The sequence below is a fragment of the Cedecea neteri genome (genome assembly GCF_000757825.1).
Lineage (GTDB): Bacteria > Pseudomonadota > Gammaproteobacteria > Enterobacterales > Enterobacteriaceae > Cedecea > Cedecea selenatireducens.
The window spans coordinates 3,549,880-3,564,233 of sequence record NZ_CP009451.1 but is presented as its reverse complement, the minus strand read 5'-3'; the positions used below and the strand labels follow the sequence as shown (position 1 = coordinate 3,564,233).

Sequence of the window (14,354 nt, the reverse complement as noted above, 5' to 3'; positions counted from 1 at the left end):
GTAAACCAGAGAACATTATTCATTGTTTTTATTAGACCTGGGTTCGGACTTTTTAGAGCAATGAACATTGTCAGCAGTCTCAAGGGCCGCGTTAGCGGCCCTTCATATTGATGACAAACAGCCGAAAAACGTGGTTTTCGACTGTTTGGGGTAAACCAGAGAACATTATTCATTGTTTTTATTGGACCTGGGTTCGGACTTTTTAGAGCAATAAACATTGTCAGCCGTCTCAAGGGCCGCGTTAGCGGCCCTTTGTATTGATGACAAACAGCCGAAAAACGTGGTTTTCGACTGTTTGGGGTAAACCAGAGAACATTATTCATTGTTTTTATTAGACCTGGGTTCGGACTTTTTAGAGCAATGAACATTGTCAGCAGTCTCAAGGGCCGCGTTAGCGGCCCTTTGTATTACTTAGAAGTCTTCGTTGGTTTCGACCGCGTTTTCGTTGTGGTCATCTACCGTGAAGTCTGGCGTGCCGTCCTGGTTATTCAGCAGCATTTCGCGCAGTTTCTTCTCAATCTCATCTGCCATCGGCTTGTTCTCTTTCAGGAAGTTGCTGGCGTTTGCCTTACCCTGACCGATTTTTTCGCCGTTGTAGCTGTACCAGGCACCCGCTTTTTCAATCAGCTTGTGCTTCACGCCCAGGTCAACCAGCTCACCGTAGAAGTTGATGCCTTCGCCGTAGAGGATCTGGAATTCAGCCTGTTTAAACGGCGCTGCAATTTTGTTTTTCACAACCTTCACGCGGGTTTCGCTGCCGACGACGTTTTCGCCATCTTTCACCGCACCGATACGACGAATGTCGAGACGGACAGATGCGTAGAATTTCAACGCGTTACCGCCGGTGGTCGTTTCCGGGTTACCGAACATGACGCCAATTTTCATACGGATCTGGTTGATGAAGATCAGCAGCGTGTTGGACTGCTTCAGGTTACCCGCCAGCTTACGCATCGCCTGGCTCATCATACGTGCCGCAAGGCCCATGTGAGAGTCGCCGATTTCGCCTTCGATTTCCGCTTTTGGCGTCAGCGCCGCAACGGAGTCGACGATGATGACGTCAACCGCGCCGGAACGTGCCAGCGCGTCACAGATTTCCAGCGCCTGCTCACCGGTATCCGGCTGGGAACACAGCAGGTTGTCGATATCAACGCCCAGTTTCTTAGCGTATACCGGGTCCAGCGCGTGCTCGGCATCGATGAACGCACAGGTTTTACCGCTACGCTGCGCGGCAGCAATAACCTGCAGGGTCAGCGTCGTTTTACCGGAAGATTCAGGCCCGTAGATTTCTACGATACGGCCCATTGGCAGGCCGCCTGCGCCCAGCGCGATGTCCAGAGAAAGTGAACCGGTAGAGATCGTTTCCACGTCCATGGAACGGTCTTCACCCAAGCGCATGATGGAGCCTTTACCAAATTGTTTTTCAATCTGGCCCAGTGCTGCCGCTAACGCCTTCTGTTTGTTTTCGTCGATAGCCATTTCTACTCCTGTCATGCTGAGTGATGCGATGATTCGCAACCCCGCGTTCTCAATACTGTTTCGTTGAGGCAATTATACTGTACAGTCATACAGTATCAAGTTTATTTTTTAGAAAATCATTCCACAGGCTTTGCAGGGCATATTCCGTCGCTTGCCGACGAACGGCATCCCGGTCTCCGTCAAAGCGCTGCATCTTTGCCGACGTTCGGCCCTGCTTTTCAGCAAAGCCAAACCATACGGTACCCACCGGTTTTTCATCACTGCCACCGTCTGGCCCGGCAATACCGCTGACGGACACGGCATAATCAGCTTTCGCTGCGGCAAGTGCGCCTTGCGCCATCTCAAGCACCACGCCTTCGCTGACGGCGCCATAGGCCTCCAGCGTCAGCGTATTTACGCCGATCAGCTGATGCTTGGCTTCATTACTGTAGGTCACAAAGCCCCGCTCAAACCAGGCTGAACTCCCCGACACGTCGGTAATGACTTTCGCTATCCAGCCGCCGGTACAGGACTCTGCGGTGGTCACGGTGGCCCCAAGCTGCCCGAGGGCATTCCCTACCCGCTTGCTTAGCTCAAACAATGCGCTGTCTGTCATGCTGGCTCCGATTGTAGACATATCATTACCCAACACGATAGCATTTTACGGGCGTTGCAGGGGATTACATCAGGATGCTCGGGAAAGGTTCCAGAATTGAAACGGCCAGCGAAAGCTGGCCGGAGGGAGAGGACTATTTCATGCTGTTGGCGATGGTGTTCACGTTGTGCTTGAACGCCATTTCGTAGGTGCTTGCCGGGCCGCCAGGGCCTGAAAGCGCCTCAGGATAAAGCTCACCGCCAGGCTTCGCACCTGTTGCGCCTGCGATTTGTTTCACCAGGCGTGGGTCGGTCTGATTTTCGATGAAGTAGGTGGAGATATGTTCATCTTTCAGCTGTTTAATCAGAGAAGCAACATCGCTGGCACTCGCCTGCGCTTCGGTTGAAAAGCCCACCGGCGCCAGGAACGTCACGCCATAAGCTTCGCCGAAATACCCAAACGCATCGTGGCTGGTCAGCACCTTACGGTGAGTTTGAGGCACATCCGCAAAGCGTTTTTTCGCCCAGCTATCGAGTTGCTTCAGGCGTGCTGCATAGCCATCACCGCTTTTGCGGATAGCCGCTGCATCCTGTGGGTCGGCTGCAACCAGCGCCGCGGTGATATTTTCCGCGTAGGTTGCCCCGTTTGCCGCACTGTTCCACGCATGTGGGTCAGTAATAGATTTGCCGTCCTCTTCCATACTGCGGGTATTGATCCCCTGCGAAGCGACGATAACTTTCCCTTTATAGCCGGATGCCGTCACCAGGCGATCCATCCACCCTTCCATGCCTAGCCCGCTAACAATCACCACATCCGCGTTGCGCAGCGCCACGCTGTCTTTTGGCGACGGCTCGAAGCTATGCGGGTCGCCATCCGGCCCAACCAGGCTGGTGACCTTCACATGCTCACCGCCAACCTGTTTAGCCATGTCGGCCAGCACGGTAAAGCTTGCCACCACATTCAGCGTTTTAGCCGCAGCCATCTGGCTGGAAAGCGCCAGTGCCAGCGCAATACCTATCCCTAAACGTTTCATTTAACCCCCTTTATGATTGCCAATTTCCTACGCAGCAGGCTCCCTGCAAGCACGCTGCGCGGTCCGAAAAGTATTGAGATAAAGAATGCGACGCTCGCCGTAAGCACGATGGCCGGCCCGGCGGGTAACGAGGCGTAGAAAGACCACACCAGCCCTAACCAGGCGCAAATCAGGCCGCACACTACGGCAAGCGCGATCGACCCCGGCAGCGTCTTAGCCCAGCACCGCGCGGCAATGGCGGGCAGCATCATGAGGCCAACGGACATTAATGTGCCGAGGATCTGGAAACCGGCGACCAGGTTAAGCACCAGCAGCGCCAGAAATGTGCCGTGGATCAGCGACGGCAGCAGCCGGTTGTTGACCTGTAAAAAACTGCGGTCAAACGACTCCATCACCAGCCCGCGATAGAGCAACGCCAGCGCAATCAGCGTCACGCTCGCAATAAGGCCCACAAACTTAATGGCCTCGCCATCAACGGCGAGAATCGAGCCAAATAGAAGATGCAGCAGGTCAACGCTTGAACCGCGCAAAGAAATCAGCGTCACGCCGAGCGCCAGCGAACCAAGGTAGAATCCGGCAAAGCTGGCATCTTCTTTTAACGGCGTCCTCGCGCTCACCCAGCCGGAAAGCAAAGCGACCAGCACGCCGGCGACAAACCCTCCGACGCCCATCGCCACCAGCGACATACCGGCCACTAAATAGCCCACGGCGACGCCGGGCAAAATGGCGTGAGAAAGCGCATCCCCCACCAGGCTCATGCGGCGCAGCAGGAGAAAAATGCCAAGAGGAACGGTGCTCAGGGAAAGCGACAGGCAGGCCACCAGCGCCCGACGCATAAAACCGTAGGCCACAAAGGGCTCAATAAAGAGGTGATAAATCATGCGGTTTGTACCAGCCGTGGGCGAAAGGAAGCGTATTGCGCTAAGGCTTCGTCGGCGTTGCCCCACTGGTAACCATCTGACGTGAGCAGCAAGACTTCAGGAAAATGGCGACGCACCAGCTCGTTGTTATGCAGCACGCTGATAAGCGTCTTTCCATCCCGATGCATCTGGCACATCAGTTCCATCAAAAATTCGCTGGTCTGTGCATCCACGCCGGTGAACGGCTCATCAAGCAACACCAGCGGCGCGTCCTGAACCAGCAGGCGGGCAAACAGCATGCGCTGAAACTGCCCCCCGGAGAGCACCTCAATCGGACGCAGGTAATGCTCGGTTAAGCCCACGCGCTCAATAGCTTCCATCACGCGTTCACGGTGCTTACGACGCAGGCCAGAAAATAGCCCGCGCCCCGGCCAGCTTCCCATGCAAACCACGTCATAAACCGTGGCGGGAAACTGCCTGTCCATTTCACCCAGCTGCGGCAGCCAGGCGATACGCGGCCGGGCATCGTCCTGAAAGTTTACCCGACCGGAAATCGGCGGCAGCAGCCCGGCTAAGGTTTTTAACAGCGTCGATTTACCGCAGCCGTTAGCCCCGATGACTGCGGTCATGCTGCCCCGCTGAAATCGGCCGCTAATAGCCGACACCACCACATTGCCGTAATAGCCCAGCTCAAGGTTCTTCAATTCGATCATGGCAGGATAACCGCCCAGTGAATGGCGCCCCAAAGTATGAGGATCAGCGCTGCCACAAGGGCCACGCGCAGCAGCCCGGAAAGGCTGAATAAGGAAGAGGGAGCAACAGCGGACATACCGACACCAATATTGTTTCGTTATAACATAACATAATCTACCGAGCCGACCTTGTAAATTTCTGTTTTACACCTCGGGATAAACGAACCCTCAATCGACCTCTTTTTCGCTCATCCGTCAGCAAAGCAAAAGCTTCACCGATTCTTTCACACCCCAAAAGCTTTCAAATCGATAGTTTTATGTTTCACAATGAGATCTAAATAACATATTTACAGGTTTCAAAATGATTAATATGAGCCATCGCCGGGATCAACGGTGAGCACATAACCCTACAGGAGCTAAAAATGATCGACATGATTACCCACGGGGCGGAATGGTTTATTGGCCTGTTTCAGAAAGGCGGGGAGGTCTTTACCGGCATGGTGACCGGTATTCTTCCTCTGCTGATAAGCCTGCTGGTGATAATGAACGCGCTGATTAACTTCATCGGCCAGCACCGCATTGAACGCATGGCGCAACGCTGCGCCGGCAACCCCGTATCGCGTTACCTCTTGCTGCCCTGCATCGGCACCTTCGTGTTTTGCAATCCGATGACGCTCAGCCTTGGCCGCTTCATGCCTGAGAAGTACAAACCGAGCTATTACGCCGCCGCATCGTATAGCTGCCATTCGATGAACGGTTTATTTCCCCACATCAACCCCGGCGAGCTGTTTGTTTATCTCGGGATAGCCAGCGGGTTGACGACGCTGGGCCTGCCGCTGGCGCCGCTCGCGGTGAGCTATCTGCTGGTCGGGCTGGTCACCAACTTCTTCCGCGGCTGGATAACCGATCTCACCACCTCCATTTTCGAGAAAAAAATGGGTATCGAGCTGGAACGTCAGGTACGTCTCTAAGGAAAAATCATGACTCAAAGCATTCGTATTGAAAAAGGCCAGGGCGGATGGGGCGGCCCGTTGATTATCCCGGTCGACCCGAGCAAGAAGATCGTATACATCACCGCGGGGACGCGCCCAGCAATAGTGGATAAGCTCAGTGAAATGACCGGCTGCGAGGCAGTAGACGGTTTTAAAGACGGCGAGCCTCCGGAAGCCGAGATTGCCATGGCCATCATCGACTGCGGCGGCACGCTGCGCTGCGGGCTCTACCCTAAACGGCGCATTCCGACGATAAATATCCATGCGACCGGGAAATCCGGGCCAATGGCGCAATACATCGTGGAGGATATTTATGTCTCAGGCGTCAGGGAAGAAAACATCGCCTGGGCCCAGGGCGAGCCGCAGGCCGGGCTGAAAAAAGCCCCGGCACGCGACTACGACACCAGCAAAAAAATTACCGAACAAAGCGACGGCCTGCTGGCAAAAGTGGGCATGGGAATGGGCTCCGCCGTCGCCGTGCTGTTCCAGGCCGGGCGCGACACTATCGATACGGTTCTGAAAACGATACTGCCTTTTATGGCGTTCGTTTCGGCGCTGATTGGCATCATCATGGCTTCCGGGCTGGGCGACTGGATTGCGCATGGCCTGGCTCCGTTGGCCAACAATCCTGTCGGCCTGATTACCCTCGCCCTGATTTGTTCGTTTCCCCTGCTTTCACCTTTCCTCGGCCCGGGCGCAGTCATCGCGCAGGTCATCGGCGTGTTGATTGGCGTGCAGATTGGTCAGGGGCATATCCCTCCTCACCTGGCGCTGCCCGCGCTGTTTGCGATTAATGCCCAGGCCGCCTGCGATTTTATTCCGGTTGGCCTGTCGCTGGCTGAAGCCAGGCAGGACACGGTGCGCGTCGGCGTTCCTTCCGTGCTGGTCGGGCGTTTTCTGACGGGCGCGCCCACCGTGCTTATTGCCTGGCTGGTGTCCGGCTTCATCTATCAATAAGGAAGCGCAACATGCAAACCATTTACCAGACCACCATCACCCACATTGGCCGGTGCGCTCGTGAGGCGCTGGAAGACAACATGCTGATTACCTTTCGGGAAGGCGCGCCGGCGGATATTCAGGATTACTGCTTTATCCACTGCCACGGCGAACTCACCGGCAAGCTTAAACCGGGCATCGGTTTTGAACTTAACGGCCAGCATTATGCCGTGACCGCCGTCGGGGACGTCGCGCAGCAGAATTTGCAGGAGCTGGGGCACATCACCCTGCGCTTCGACGGTGAGGCGCAGGCGGAATATCCGGGCACCGTTCACGTCAACGGCCCGCTGCCGCAGGGCATTGAGCCGGGCTGTCGGCTGAAGTTTGTCGCATAAACATTGTCTTTAAAGAAAAGGAGTGAAGTATGAATCAGGTTGCCGTTGTCATCGGTGGAGGGCAAACGCTTGGGGCGTTTCTCTGCCATGGGCTGGCCCAGGAAGGCTACAAAGTCGCCGTAGTGGATATCCAAAGTGAGAAAGCCGCCCGCGTGGCGCAGGAGATAAACGAACAGTACGGGCCAGGCACCGCCTGGGGATTTGGCTCTGACGCCACCAGCGAGCAAAGCGTTACCGCCCTGGCCCACGGCGTGGATGAGATTTTCGGCCAGGTTGACCTGCTGGTTTACAGCGCGGGCATCGCCAAAGCGGCGTTTATTGGCGATTTCGCGCTGGGGGATTTTGATCGTTCGCTGCAGGTGAACCTGGTGGGCTACTTCCTGTGCGCCAGAGAGTTCTCGCGCCTGATGATCCGTGACGGCATCAAAGGCCGCATCATCCAGATCAACTCGAAGTCCGGCAAAGTGGGCAGCAAGCATAACTCCGGCTACAGCGCGGCGAAGTTTGGCGGCGTGGGGCTGACGCAGTCTTTAGCGCTGGATCTGGCGGAATACGGCATCACGGTGCATGCGCTGATGCTGGGTAACCTGCTCAAGTCGCCGATGTTCCAGTCGCTGCTGCCTCAGTACGCGGAAAAGCTCGGCATCGCCGCTGACGAAGTGGAGCAATACTACATCGACAAAGTCCCCTTAAAGCGCGGCTGCGACTATCAGGACGTGCTTAACACGCTGCTGTTCTACGCCAGCGATAAAGCCTCTTACTGTACCGGGCAGTCGATTAACGTCACCGGCGGGCAGGTCATGTTTTAACCATCAGGTCACCGGTTCCCCCTTCTTTTAGGGAATGGGGGAACCCAGGGAGGAAACATCATGATAAACGCCCTTATCGCCCTCGCAACGATCGCGTGGCTAAGCCAGTTACTGCTCGGCGGCTGGCAGATTCGCCTGTTTAACCGGGCCTTTGACCGACTCTGCCGACAGGGCGCCGTTGGCGTTGGCCGCTCGTCCGGGCGCTTCAGGCCTCGGGTGGTGATCGCCCTGGCGTTTGACGAGCAGCAGAACGTTCGCGACAGCCTGATAATGAAAGGCCTGACGGTTTTCGCGCTGCCACAGCCTTTATCTCAGCTACACGGCATGAATCGGCAGGAATTGCAGCCTGATGTGATCTTTCCCCATGATCGGAACTGTCAGAATGCTCTATCATTAGCGCTTAAATTGAAACAGGGTTAATTTCGTTTCGAATGCTTATTGCTTGCGAAATTACCGAATCGAAATTTATTGCAAGGTAATAAGAGCCTATGAAACCACGTCAACGGCAGGCGGCGATCCTCGAACATCTGCAAAAACAGGGAAAATGCTCGGTAGAAGATCTCGCGCAGCACTTTCAAACCACCGGCACCACGATCCGTAAAGATCTGGTGCTGCTCGAAACTGCCGGGACCGTTATTCGCACCTATGGTGGCGTAGTGCTCAGCAAGGACGAACCCGACCCGCCGATTGATCACAAAACGCTGATCAATACCCAGCAAAAACAGCAAATCGCCGATGCGGCGGTCAAGTATATCCATGATGGTGACTCCATTATTCTTGACGCGGGCAGCACCGTATTACAGATGGTGCCGCTGCTTCAGCGCTTCAATAACATCACGGTGATGACCAATAGCCTGCATATCGTCAACGCGCTGTCTGAGCTGGATAACGAACAAACCATCCTGATGCCCGGCGGAACCTTCCGTAAGAAATCAGCCTCTTTTCACGGCCAGCTGGCGGAAAACGCCTTCGAGCACTTCAGCTTTGACCGGCTGTTTATGGGCACCGATGGCATCGATCTCAACGCCGGGGTCACGACCTATAACGAGGTTTATACCGTCAGCAAAGCGATGTGTAACGCAGCCCGCGAAGTGATTCTGATGGCAGACTCCTCAAAGTTTGGTCGTAAAAGCCCGAACATCGTCTGCGGCCTGGAAAGCGTCGATACCATCATCACCGACAGCGGCATTAGCCATGAATTCCTCACCGCGCTGCGCGAAAAGGGCGTGAAAGTGATTGTTACCGGAGAAGAAGATGAATCAGCGAATGATTAACGCCGCACGAGAAACCCTGCTGCTGGAGTTACAGGAAGCGAGCCGCCTGCCGGACAGGCTGGGAGAAAGCTTTGTTGCCGCCGCCAATGCCGTGCTCACCTGCCAGGGGAAAGTGATTGTCTCCGGCATGGGCAAATCCGGGCATATCGGCAAGAAAATCGCCGCAACGCTTGCCAGCACGGGCACGCCGGCCTTCTTCGTCCATCCTGCCGAAGCGTTACACGGCGATCTGGGGATGATTGAAAGCCGCGACATCCTGCTGTTTATCTCCTATTCCGGCCATGCGAAAGAGCTGGATTTAATCATTCCTCGCCTGCAGGAAAAGGCCGTGACGCTGATTGCGATTACCGGCAAAGCCCAGTCGCCGCTGGCCAAAGCCGCGCTTGCCTCGCTGGATATTTCGGTAGAACGCGAAGCCTGCCCTATGCGTCTGGCGCCGACCTCCAGTGCGGTGAACACCTTAATGATGGGCGATGCGCTGGCAATGGCCGTGATGCAGGAGCGCGGTTTTAACGAAGAGGATTTTGCCCGCTCACACCCTGCAGGTGCGTTAGGCGCGCGTTTGCTAAACCGGGTGCATCACCTGATGCGGACCGAAGAACGGCTGCCGCAGGTCGCGGACTGCGCCTCGGTGATGGATGCCATGCTGGAGCTAAGCCGCACGGGGCTGGGGCTGGTTGCCGTCTGCGACAAAGAACAAAGAGTGGCCGGGGTCTTTACCGACGGTGACCTGCGCCGCTGGCTGGTAGGGGGAGGCAAACTAGAAGCCGGCATCAACGAAGCCATGACAAAACACGGCACGGTGCTAAAGGCCGAAACCAGGGCGATAGATGCCAAAGAAACCTTGATGAAGAAACGCATTAGCGCCGCGCCGGTGGTGGATGAAAACGGCAGGCTGCTCGGGGCTATCAACCTGCATGATTTTCATCAGGCAGGCATTTTATAGTCCGTGCTTATCGCCCTCCTACGAGGGCGATAAAATCACTTATTGAACGCGGGCCAGCGCCACGGCCTGCCCTAATTGCCACACCGCCATCGCATAATGGGTGCTGTGGTTATAGCGGGTAATCGCATAGAAGTTCGGCAGACCGTACCAGTACTGGTAGCGATCGCCCATATCCAGGCGCAGCAGGCTCACTTCCTGATGGTTGCCTAAAGAACCCTGCGGGCTCAGGCCGGACTGGCCAAGTGCCGCCACGGAGTATTTGGTGTTGAAGCCGTTAGCCAGCCCCGGTACCTGGCCGTTAGCCGGGACGGCAACCATGTCGCCCTTCTCCCAGCCGTGGGCTTTGAAGTAGTTCGCCACGCTGCCGATAGCGTCTTCCGGATCCCACAGGTTCACGTGGCCGTCGCCGTTGAAGTCCACCGCGTACTCTTTAAACGAAGAAGGCATGAACTGCCCGTAGCCCATTGCTCCGGCGAAAGAGCCCTTCAGCGCCAGCGGGTCATCACCTTCATTACGCGCCATTAGCAGGAAGGTTTCCAGTTCGCCCGCAAAGTATTGCGCGCGGCGTGGATAAGCAAAGGCAAGCGTAGCCAGGGCATCCACAATACGCGTTTTCCCCATCACCCGGCCCCAGCGGGTTTCAACGCCGATAATCCCGACGATGATTTCTGGCGGCACGCCATAAACCTGGTAAGCACGGTTCAGCGCAGACTCGTACTGGTTCCAGAACTTAACGCCGTTTTGCACGTTATCCGGGGTGATAAATTTACCGCGGTAGCGCAGCCACGCTCCGTTCGGCCCGGCCGGTGGGGCGGTAGTCGGCGCCTGCTGATCCATCAGGCGCAGCACGTAGTCCAGACGTTTAGCCTGGGACAACACTTCATGCAGCTGGCGGCGGTCGAAGCCATGCTCATTCACCATTTTGTCGATGAATTTCTCTGCTTCCGGGTTGTTAGCGAAGTCCCCGGTTTGCATAAAGACATCGTGCTGCGGCTGCAGCAGAAAACCACCCGACGGCGTGCCGCTTGTTTGCTGCTGTTCGGCGGTTTTCGGCTTACTGCTACAGGCGGAGAGTAAAACCAGGATAGGAAGAAGTGCTGCGGCTGAATAACGCATCTGATGGGCTGTCCCTGTGAATGTTCGCGAAAGTTTCCCAATAATGGTAATCCATAATTCCCCATCTGAGTATGCCTCTCTTTGCCCTTCTGCCTTTAAAATAATATCGGCAACCCAAGAGCTCGCTTCACTTCATCAGCCGTTTGCTGGGTTAGTGCCCGTGCTTTTTCACTCCCGGCCTTCAGCACTTCGCTCAGATACGCCTTGTCCTCAATAAAACGATTCCGCCGCTCTCTTATTGGCGCCAGCAGATTTTGCAGGCAGGTTTCCAGCTCGTTTTTACACTGCCGATCGCCCAGGCCACCGCGCTGATAGTGCTCCTTCATCGCAGCCACTTTCTCTTTGTCTTCATGGAATGCATCCAGGTAGGTGAACACCACGTTACCTTCAACTTTTCCCGGATCGTTGACGCGCAAATGATCCGGGTCGGTAAACATGGCGCTCACCGCCTGGTGAATCTGCTGCTCGCTGGCAGAAAGGGTGAGCGTGTTGCCCAGGGATTTTGACATTTTGGCGTTGCCGTCAACGCCCGGCAGGCGGCTTACCGGGCTAAGCAGCGCCTTGCAGCTGGTTAATAGCGGCGTCGCCGTCAGGCTATTCATCTTGTGCACGATTTCATTGGTCTGTTCGATCATCGGCAGCTGATCGTCGCCAACCGGGACCAGAGCCGCCTTAAAAGCGGTGATATCGGCGGCCTGGCTTATCGGGTAAACAAGGAACCCGGCAGGCAGAGAGCGGGCAAAACCTTTCTGCGCAATCTCGCTTTTCACCGTCGGATTTCTTTCCACACGAGCGACGGTCACGATGTTCATATACAGCATGGTGAGTTCAGCCAGCGCGGGCAGCGAGGACTGCAGGCAGATAGTCGTTTTCTGCGGGTCAATGCCCACCGCCAGATAGTCCGCCATCACCTCCAGAATATTCCCTGCGACGCGCTCAGGGCGGCTGCCGTTATCGGTTAATCCCTGCAGGTCGGCTACCAGAATGTACTGTTGATGCTGGTGCTGAAGCTGAACGCGCTGGCGAAGTGAGCCAACATAATGCCCGAGGTGAAGCTGCCCGGTTGGGCGATCGCCGGTAAGAATGGTTTGCTGCAAAGGATGTGAGCTGTTCATAAATGCCTCCTGAGACTGATAAATCTGGCCGGAGGGCGAACGGATAAAACGAAATAGCCGCCTTCCGGCGGCTATTAGAAAAGGGTGAACGAATTCCTGCCGCCTCTAAAGAGACAGCCACCAACGGGTAACGATAAAGGCGGTGTGTTTTCTGTTCATTGCGCTACCCTATCACATTTCGCGACGGTTTCCGTAGCGGGATTTAAAAGTTTATAATTTCACTATCGTTCGCAAGATCCCCTCGCGACGTACAGATAAAAGGGAAATTTGGGAAACTATGGTTGTTATGAATGATCCTTCGCCTGGCGTACTGTCGGTCTTTGATTTCGACGGCACGCTAACCCATAGCGATAGCTTTGTCCCGTTCCTGCGGTTTGCGTTTGGGCGCAGAACCTTTGCACGCAAAATGATGCGCATGGTATTACCGACGCTCAAATGCCTGCGCCGGAAGCTGACCCGAGATGAATTAAAAGAAGTGCTGATCTCAACCTTCTTAACCGGCGTCAACGAGCAGTGGGTTAAAGAGAAAGCCGAAGTTTATTGCGCGAAAAACTTCGAAAAAATGATGCGTCCGCGCGGGCTTATGGCGGTCGCCGCCGAGCTGCGTTCTGGTGCCGAAGTGACGCTGTGTTCTGCGTCTCCGGCTATCGTGCTGCAACCGTTCGCCGAACGCCTTGGCGTTAAGCTTATTGGTACTCAGCTTGAAGTGATTGATGGCATGCTGACCGGCCGCATTAACGGCCATAACTGCCGCTGCGACCAGAAAATTCAGCGTCTGGAGCAGGTCTATGGCCCGCTGAATCAGCTTCATTTGCGCGCATGGGGAGATTCACGAGGGGACTATGAGCTGCTGACCGCCGCAAGGGATTACCACTGGCGCTATTTCCATCGCTCCAGGCCTCGCCGCCGCTCACCTATCGAAAGATTGCGCCTCGACAAACATCTCTGAGTCGCGTCATCAGGACGCCTTCGCCTGAAGGCGTCCTTCAATTGCTTAGTTCTTACTGTCGCTTGATTCAGCTTTTGCCGGGAACATCACGCTAAGGATGATGCCCACGGCCAGCACGCCCAGCACAACGTACAGGCTGGCGGTGGCCGAAATGCTGTAACCATGATGCCAGATGTGTTCGCTGGCATTAAGCCCAAGTTTAACGGCGATAAAGAACAGCAGCACCACCACGGCTTTTTCCAGGTGAACGAGATACTGTTTTAACGCTTCCAGTACGAAATAGAGAGTACGCAGGCCAAGTATCGCGAACATCATTGCGCTGTAGACGATAAGCGGTTCACGGCTGACGGCAATAATGGCAGGGACGGAATCAAAAGCAAACATCACGTCAGAAAGCTCAACCACCGCCACGCACAGCATCAGAGGCGTAGCATAAAGCGCGGCTTTTTTGACTCGCCCAACGGTGATGGCCTGGTTTTCTGGCTTCTCCAGCTCCCGGTCGACTTCGGCCTGGCTAAGCAGAAACTTGCGCCCGGCAAGCTTTGGCCAGATAGGGAAAAAGCGCTTTACCAGCCGATAAGCCAGATGCTGAGAATAGTCCTCAACCTCTTCTTCCCCGCCGTCGCCCTTCAGCATCATCACCGCCGTCCAGGCGACAATCAGCGCAAAGACGATTTCAACATAGGGCCCAAGAGATAGCAGCCCGGTGCCGATGGCAACAAAAATGCCCCTGAAAACGATCGCCCCGATAACGCCCCAGTACAGCACGCGGTGCCGATAGCGATCCGGAATGCCGAACCAGGCAAAAATCGCCATCATCACAAACAGGTTATCAACCGAAAGCACCTTCTCAAGCGCGTAGCCGGTGACAAACAGGCTGGCGACTTCCGCCCCGTGATGAAGATATAAAAAACCGGCAAAAAGCATTGCCACTGCAACCCAGAACACCGACCACAATGCGGCACTTTTCAGCGAGATGGGCTCGTCTTTGCGGTGCATAAAGAGGTCGATGAAAATGGCACCCACCGAGAGCGCAAGAAACACCGCCACCGTTTCGGTCGGGAAGCCAATATGTGTAGATACCATGTTTTATCCTTCAGGAATGACAGAAGCAGCGTCGGGGAGTCCGGGCGCCGCTTCACTCCATTCAGGATAAGTCCTTCCGGCAAAAATGGTATATTTTTTCT

Annotated in this window: 16 protein-coding genes; 8 read left to right on the top strand and 8 right to left on the bottom strand. The window is 55.4% G+C overall.

Features of this window, described 5'->3' with window-relative positions:
* Positions 1-411: 411 nt before the first annotated feature.
* The 5 genes from recA to JT31_RS16505 form a co-directional block, all read right to left on the bottom strand.
* A complete protein-coding gene (gene recA / locus JT31_RS16525; RefSeq protein ID WP_038479525.1) occupies positions 412-1,476 on the bottom strand; it encodes a recombinase RecA in 1,065 nt (354 codons plus the stop codon).
* A gap of 85 nt (positions 1,477-1,561) precedes the next feature.
* Positions 1,562-2,071 (bottom strand): nicotinamide-nucleotide amidase, encoded by a 510-nt coding sequence (gene pncC / locus JT31_RS16520; RefSeq protein ID WP_038479522.1) that lies wholly within the window; start codon positions 2,069-2,071, stop codon positions 1,562-1,564.
* A gap of 133 nt (positions 2,072-2,204) precedes the next feature.
* A complete protein-coding gene (locus tag JT31_RS16515) occupies positions 2,205-3,083 on the bottom strand; it encodes a metal ABC transporter substrate-binding protein (protein WP_038479519.1) in 879 nt (292 codons plus the stop codon).
* On the bottom strand, positions 3,080-3,964 hold the full coding sequence (locus tag JT31_RS16510; RefSeq protein WP_038479516.1) for a metal ABC transporter permease: 885 nt from the start codon (positions 3,962-3,964) through the stop codon (positions 3,080-3,082). Before JT31_RS16510 ends, JT31_RS16515 begins: the two co-directional genes overlap by 4 nt.
* Positions 3,961-4,656 carry a metal ABC transporter ATP-binding protein gene (locus JT31_RS16505; RefSeq protein ID WP_038479513.1) on the bottom strand — a complete coding sequence of 232 codons (696 nt, stop codon included), beginning with the start codon at positions 4,654-4,656 and terminating at the stop codon, positions 3,961-3,963. The genes JT31_RS16510 and JT31_RS16505 overlap by 4 nt, the downstream gene beginning before the upstream one ends.
* Before the next feature lie 401 nt (positions 4,657-5,057).
* On the opposite strand from JT31_RS16505, the gene JT31_RS16500 reads away from it, so the two are divergent.
* The 7 genes from JT31_RS16500 (at position 5,058) to gutQ (ending at position 9,987) form a co-directional block, all read left to right on the top strand.
* Positions 5,058-5,606, top strand: a complete 549-nt coding sequence (locus JT31_RS16500; protein WP_008458272.1) for a PTS glucitol/sorbitol transporter subunit IIC — start codon at positions 5,058-5,060, stop codon at positions 5,604-5,606.
* A 9-nt stretch (positions 5,607-5,615) separates the two neighbouring features.
* Complete coding sequence (locus JT31_RS16495; protein ID WP_038479509.1) at positions 5,616-6,584, top strand: PTS glucitol/sorbitol transporter subunit IIB; 969 nt, start codon at positions 5,616-5,618, stop codon at positions 6,582-6,584.
* A gap of 11 nt (positions 6,585-6,595) precedes the next feature.
* Positions 6,596-6,958, top strand: a complete 363-nt coding sequence (srlB, locus tag JT31_RS16490; RefSeq protein ID WP_038479506.1) for a PTS glucitol/sorbitol transporter subunit IIA — start codon at positions 6,596-6,598, stop codon at positions 6,956-6,958.
* 29 nt (positions 6,959-6,987) lie between these two features.
* Complete coding sequence (gene srlD / locus JT31_RS16485) at positions 6,988-7,767, top strand: sorbitol-6-phosphate dehydrogenase (protein ID WP_038479503.1); 780 nt, start codon at positions 6,988-6,990, stop codon at positions 7,765-7,767.
* A 60-nt stretch (positions 7,768-7,827) separates the two neighbouring features.
* Complete coding sequence (gene gutM / locus JT31_RS16480; protein WP_038479500.1) at positions 7,828-8,187, top strand: transcriptional regulator GutM; 360 nt, start codon at positions 7,828-7,830, stop codon at positions 8,185-8,187.
* A 68-nt stretch (positions 8,188-8,255) separates the two neighbouring features.
* The gene (gene srlR, locus JT31_RS16475; protein WP_038479497.1) at positions 8,256-9,041 is read left to right on the top strand and encodes a glucitol operon DNA-binding transcriptional repressor SrlR; all 786 of its coding nucleotides are present in this window, start codon (positions 8,256-8,258) and stop codon (positions 9,039-9,041) included.
* Complete coding sequence (gene gutQ, locus JT31_RS16470; protein WP_038479494.1) at positions 9,022-9,987, top strand: arabinose-5-phosphate isomerase GutQ; 966 nt, start codon at positions 9,022-9,024, stop codon at positions 9,985-9,987. Before srlR ends, gutQ begins: the two co-directional genes overlap by 20 nt.
* A gap of 39 nt (positions 9,988-10,026) precedes the next feature.
* Here gutQ and mltB read toward each other — a convergent pair whose 3' ends face one another.
* Together mltB and trpS are read right to left on the bottom strand one after the other, a co-directional pair.
* The gene (gene mltB / locus JT31_RS16465; RefSeq protein ID WP_038479491.1) at positions 10,027-11,103 is read right to left on the bottom strand and encodes a lytic murein transglycosylase B; all 1,077 of its coding nucleotides are present in this window, start codon (positions 11,101-11,103) and stop codon (positions 10,027-10,029) included.
* 95 nt (positions 11,104-11,198) lie between these two features.
* Positions 11,199-12,218, bottom strand: coding sequence for a tryptophan--tRNA ligase (gene trpS, locus JT31_RS16460; RefSeq protein ID WP_038479488.1), 1,020 nt, complete (start codon positions 12,216-12,218; stop codon positions 11,199-11,201).
* A 277-nt stretch (positions 12,219-12,495) separates the two neighbouring features.
* Here trpS and JT31_RS16455 point away from each other — a divergent pair, with 277 nt between their 5' ends.
* Positions 12,496-13,167, top strand: coding sequence for an HAD-IB family hydrolase (locus tag JT31_RS16455; RefSeq protein WP_144244055.1), 672 nt, complete (start codon positions 12,496-12,498; stop codon positions 13,165-13,167).
* Between the two features lie 45 nt (positions 13,168-13,212).
* Here the strand turns inward: JT31_RS16455 and JT31_RS16450 are convergent, their stop codons facing one another.
* A complete protein-coding gene (locus JT31_RS16450; protein WP_038479485.1) occupies positions 13,213-14,253 on the bottom strand; it encodes a TerC/Alx family metal homeostasis membrane protein in 1,041 nt (346 codons plus the stop codon).
* Positions 14,254-14,354: the final 101 nt, after the last annotated feature.

What these genes read in the sequence shown, in the direction of transcription:
- recA (WP_038479525.1), bottom strand. Translation starts at nt 1,476, where the DNA reads ATGGCTATCGACGAAAACAAACAGAAGGCGTTAGCGGCAGCACTGGGC.
- pncC (WP_038479522.1), bottom strand. Translation starts at nt 2,071, where the DNA reads ATGACAGACAGCGCATTGTTTGAGCTAAGCAAGCGGGTAGGGAATGCC.
- JT31_RS16515 (WP_038479519.1), bottom strand. Translation starts at nt 3,083, where the DNA reads ATGAAACGTTTAGGGATAGGTATTGCGCTGGCACTGGCGCTTTCCAGC.
- JT31_RS16510 (WP_038479516.1), bottom strand. Translation starts at nt 3,964, where the DNA reads ATGATTTATCACCTCTTTATTGAGCCCTTTGTGGCCTACGGTTTTATG.
- JT31_RS16505 (WP_038479513.1), bottom strand. Translation starts at nt 4,656, where the DNA reads ATGATCGAATTGAAGAACCTTGAGCTGGGCTATTACGGCAATGTGGTG.
- JT31_RS16500 (WP_008458272.1), top strand. Translation starts at nt 5,058, where the DNA reads ATGATCGACATGATTACCCACGGGGCGGAATGGTTTATTGGCCTGTTT.
- JT31_RS16495 (WP_038479509.1), top strand. Translation starts at nt 5,616, where the DNA reads ATGACTCAAAGCATTCGTATTGAAAAAGGCCAGGGCGGATGGGGCGGC.
- srlB (WP_038479506.1), top strand. Translation starts at nt 6,596, where the DNA reads ATGCAAACCATTTACCAGACCACCATCACCCACATTGGCCGGTGCGCT.
- srlD (WP_038479503.1), top strand. Translation starts at nt 6,988, where the DNA reads ATGAATCAGGTTGCCGTTGTCATCGGTGGAGGGCAAACGCTTGGGGCG.
- gutM (WP_038479500.1), top strand. Translation starts at nt 7,828, where the DNA reads ATGATAAACGCCCTTATCGCCCTCGCAACGATCGCGTGGCTAAGCCAG.
- srlR (WP_038479497.1), top strand. Translation starts at nt 8,256, where the DNA reads ATGAAACCACGTCAACGGCAGGCGGCGATCCTCGAACATCTGCAAAAA.
- gutQ (WP_038479494.1), top strand. Translation starts at nt 9,022, where the DNA reads ATGAATCAGCGAATGATTAACGCCGCACGAGAAACCCTGCTGCTGGAG.
- mltB (WP_038479491.1), bottom strand. Translation starts at nt 11,103, where the DNA reads ATGCGTTATTCAGCCGCAGCACTTCTTCCTATCCTGGTTTTACTCTCC.
- trpS (WP_038479488.1), bottom strand. Translation starts at nt 12,218, where the DNA reads ATGAACAGCTCACATCCTTTGCAGCAAACCATTCTTACCGGCGATCGC.
- JT31_RS16455 (WP_144244055.1), top strand. Translation starts at nt 12,496, where the DNA reads ATGGTTGTTATGAATGATCCTTCGCCTGGCGTACTGTCGGTCTTTGAT.
- JT31_RS16450 (WP_038479485.1), bottom strand. Translation starts at nt 14,253, where the DNA reads ATGGTATCTACACATATTGGCTTCCCGACCGAAACGGTGGCGGTGTTT.